This window comes from Moorena bouillonii PNG (assembly GCF_001942495.1).
Classification (GTDB): Bacteria; Cyanobacteriota; Cyanobacteriia; order Cyanobacteriales; family Coleofasciculaceae; genus Moorena; species Moorena bouillonii.
Genome location: NZ_MKZS01000001.1, coordinates 6,466,344 through 6,470,686, shown reverse-complemented (window position 1 = coordinate 6,470,686; position 4,343 = coordinate 6,466,344). Strand labels below are relative to the sequence as shown.

Annotated in this window: 3 protein-coding genes; all 3 read left to right on the top strand. The window is 46.7% G+C overall.

Annotated elements, in window-relative coordinates; translation table 11 throughout:
* On the top strand, positions 1-266 hold a 266-nt coding region (locus BJP37_RS40120; RefSeq protein ID WP_158069791.1), incomplete at its 5' end, for a hypothetical protein.
* A gap of 21 nt (positions 267-287) precedes the next feature.
* Positions 288-2,675 carry an ATP-dependent Clp protease ATP-binding subunit gene (locus BJP37_RS26345; RefSeq protein ID WP_075903290.1) on the top strand — a complete coding sequence of 796 codons (2,388 nt, stop codon included), beginning with the start codon at positions 288-290 and terminating at the stop codon, positions 2,673-2,675.
* 161 nt (positions 2,676-2,836) lie between these two features.
* Positions 2,837-3,961: a 3-dehydroquinate synthase gene (aroB, locus tag BJP37_RS26340; RefSeq protein WP_075903288.1), complete on the top strand. Its 1,125-nt coding sequence runs from the start codon at positions 2,837-2,839 to the stop codon at positions 3,959-3,961.
* The last annotated feature ends 382 nt before the right edge of the window (positions 3,962-4,343 follow it).

Here is a 4,343-nt window from a genome sequence, read left to right as displayed (position 1 = left end):
ATCTCCCTATCTCCCTATCTCCCTATCTCCCTATCTCCCTATCTCCCCATCTCCCCATCTCCCTATCTCCCTATCCAAGCAATCTACTCTTTTTGAATGCAACTCGGTATAAGCGATCGCTAATGGTGTTGGTTGCTGCCATTGGCGGCAACCACTCCTCAAGATTACGGTTCTACCGACTGCTGAATCTAAGCACAGATGGGTACATTGGTGGAAGTAAAGTACATAAAACTTTACACCAGGGTGATATGTCACCCACTGCTTAAATTCCGTAAGGTGAACCGGGGATGTTTGAACATTTTACAGATAAAGCGATCAAATCCATCATGCTGGCTCAGGAGGAAACCCGTCGCTTGGGACACAGCCTCGTAGGAACTGAGGAACTGCTGTTGGGTTTGATTGCACAAGGAACAGCTGTGGCAGCCAGAGTGCTGAGTGATTTTGGTGTTACCCTCGAAGATGCTCGCTACTCGGTAGAAAATACTGTGGGTAGGGGTTCGAGAATGTTTAGCTCAGAACTCCCTTTCACCCCCAAAGCCAAAGAAGTTTTCCAGCAATCTTTCCAGGAAGCTAAGCAACTTGGACACAACTACATCGATACTGAACATTTGTTGCTAGCTATCATTCAAGACAGGAACAGCGTTGCCACTCAAGTACTGGTAAACCTGGGTGTAGACCTCACAGAATTACGCACCCATGTCATTAGTACGATAGCAGAATTAACAGCAGCAACAACTGCTAGGGGAAAAGGTTCCTCGTTTATGGGGAATACTCAAAACCAGAAAGCTACCTTAGAAGAATTTGGAACTAATCTGAGCAAGTTAGCTGCAGAGGGCAAACTAGATCCGGTGGTTGGTCGTCAGCAGGAAATCGAGCGGGTGGTTCAGATTTTAGGTCGTCGTAGCAAGAATAACCCGATCTTACTGGGGGAACCGGGAGTTGGCAAAACTGCGATCGCAGAAGGTCTAGCCCAACGGATTGTATCTCAAGATGTTCCAGACCTGTTGGCAGACAAACAAGTGATTAGCCTAGATATGGCTTTATTGGTTTCTGGTACTCGCTTCCGGGGAGACTTTGAAGAACGCCTCAAGCAGGTTGTGTCTGAAGTCCAGCAATCGGGGAATATTATCCTAGTAATTGACGAAATTCACACCTTAGTCGGTGCAGGCTCCTTAGAAGGGGGTATGGATGCGGCTAATCTCCTTAAGCCTGCTCTCGCTAGAGGTGAACTCCAGTGCTTGGGAGCTACTACTCTGGATGAATACCGGAAGTATATTGAGAAAGACGCAGCACTAGAACGTCGTTTCCAGCCAGTCATGGTCTCGGAACCCTCTGTAGAGGATACCATTGACATACTCCATGGTTTGCGCTCAACCTACGAGGAGTATCACAAAGTCCAGATTTCCGACCAAGCGTTACTGGCTGCAGCTCAATTATCAGACCGCTATATCTCCGACCGCTATTTACCCGACAAAGCCATTGACTTGATTGACGAAGCTGGGAGTCGGGTTCACTTGATGCACTCAAAGCCTTCCTCAAAGGCTAGAGCAGAATCAGAGTGGGAGAGTGAGGGAATTGAAGGTAAGTTATCCCCATCTCCAACTATTCCGATTGTGGATCAAGAAGACATTGCTCAGATTGTAGCGTCTTGGACTGGGATACCGGTCAATAAACTGACGGAATCTGAATCAGCTCTGCTGCTGCACTTGGAAGAAACCTTGCACGAGCGGATCATTGGTCAAGACGAAGCTGTTACTGCTGTGTCTCGGGCAATTCGTCGGGCAAGAGTTGGATTAAAGGATCCCAATCGACCGATTGCTAGCTTTATCTTCTCTGGTCCGACTGGAGTTGGTAAGACAGAACTGGCTAAATCCTTGGCTTCTTACCTGTTCGGGTCAGAAGACAAGATGATTCGCGTTGACATGTCGGAATATATGGAACGCCACACTGTTTCCAAGCTGATTGGTTCTCCCCCAGGGTTTGTGGGGTATGACGAAGGTGGTCAACTTACTGAAGCTGTCCGACGCCAGCCTTACTCGGTGGTACTATTTGATGAAATCGAGAAAGCTCACCCTGACGTTTTCAATGTACTGTTGCAATTGTTAGATGATGGTCGCTTAACCGATGCTAAAGGTCGTACTGTAGATTTCAAGAACACAATCTTAATCATGACCTCCAACATTGGTTCTAAAGTGATTGAAAAAGGAGGTAGTGCTTTTGGCTTTGAGTCATCAAATAACCAAGATGAGTCTAGGTACAACCAGATCCGCACTCAGGTCAATGAAAATCTTAAAGACTATTTCCGTCCTGAGTTCCTCAACCGCCTTGACGATATAATTGTCTTCCGTCAGCTCAAGAAGAATGAAGTTAAGGAAATTGCTGACATCCTGCTCCAGGAAATCTCTAGCTCTATACAACAGAAAGGAATTATTCTGGAAGTCACAGAGGCTTTCAAAGACCACTTAGTCACAGCAGGCTACGAACCGAGCTATGGTGCTAGACCTCTACGACGGGCAATTATGAGCCTGCTAGAAGATAGCTTAGCCGAAGCCATGCTATCTGGTCAGATTCAAGAGGGTGATACAGCAGTTGTTGATGTGGATGACCACGGTCAGGTTACCGTATTATCTGGTAACGCTCAAAAGAAGCTGCTGCAACCAGTTGGGGTTTGCTAGTGCCAAGTAGTGATGCCAAAATTCCTTAAAGCCTGGATTTTAAAGCCTGGATCTGTAGAGGGGTAGCCTTTAACCCCTCTAAGATATATCTACATCTACATATCTTTTATAGACGTAGATATATACAGCGCCATAGTTCACAAGGAAAAAGGCTCCCCCCCATGAAGTTAGTTATTCCCGTTGCTCTACCAGAACATTCCTATGATATTGCGATCGCACAACAGCTTCCTGATGGCAAAATGACCACAGGTGGCTTAGATGATATTGGGGTTTGGATGAGCCGTCTACAGTTGGGCAAAAAAGTTTTAGTGGTATCGAATCCAGCGATTTTCCGAAGATATGGGGAAAGAGCGATCGCAGCCTTGGAGTTAGTGGGATATCAGGTATCCAGCCTTACCCTCCCTGCTGGTGAACGATACAAAACTGTCAAATCTATCCAAAAGATCTATGATCTTGCCCTAGAAAACCGCCTAGAACGCTCCTCGACTCTAGTGGCATTGGGCGGTGGGGTAATTGGGGATATGACAGGATTTGCAGCTGCCACTTGGCTAAGGGGAATTAATTTCGTTCAGGTACCCACATCGCTGTTGGCCATGGTTGATGCTTCAGTTGGTGGCAAGACTGGGGTCAATCACCCCAAGGGCAAAAACTTGATTGGTGCCTTCCATCAACCACGATTTGTCTTAATTGACCCTTCGGTATTAAAAACATTGCCAGCCCGAGAATTGCGAGCAGGGATGGCAGAAGTGATTAAGTATGGGATTATCTGGGATGAAGAGCTGTTTGTGAAACTAGAGGAATCGAAGCGACTTGACCAATTGCGTTACCTGAAGAAGGATTTATTAGAAACAATTCTCTCTCGGTCTTGTCAAGCTAAAGCGGATGTGGTCAGTCAGGATGAGAAAGAAGCTGGGATCAGAGCAATTTTGAACTATGGTCACACCATTGGTCATGCCGTAGAAAGCTTAACTGGCTACAAGTTAGTCAATCATGGGGAAGCCGTAGGGATTGGAATGGTAGCGGCAGGCCAGATTGCTGTGGCACTCCAGATGTGGCAGCCAGAAGATGCCGAACGCCAGGATGCTTTAATCAAAAAAGCTGGACTACCTACTCAGTTACCCAGTGGCCTAGATATTGATGCCATTATTGATACCCTGCAAACGGATAAGAAAGTTAAAGACGGTAAGGTCCGATTTGTTTTGCCTACCAAGATTGGTGAAGTAACCTTGACAGATCAGGTGCCAACTGATGTGATTAGGGAAGTGCTTCGGCAAATACAGCAATAGGAAAGGGAATAGGGAGTAGGGAATCGGGAATCGGGAATCGGGAATCGGGAATCGGGAATCGGGAATCGGGAGTCGGGAGTCGGGAAAAAATGCTCTGTACCTGATTAGGCTAGAAACCCCTGTTGACGATTACCCATCACCTATTAGCATAACCGAAAAATCCAGGCACTATTTGGCAAGTGATTAACCAGAGCGGTCAGCGGTCAGTGGTCAGTGATCAGCCGTCAGCCGTCAGCCGTCAGCTTTTAGCTCACGCTACTTGAGGTGCCGTCAGCTTAATTTTATTCAAAAGCTGTTGGGTGTAGCTTGGCCACAGGCCTTTGGCTAATTGCTGATTGCTGATTGCTGATTGCTGATTGCTGATTGCTGATTGCTGATTGCT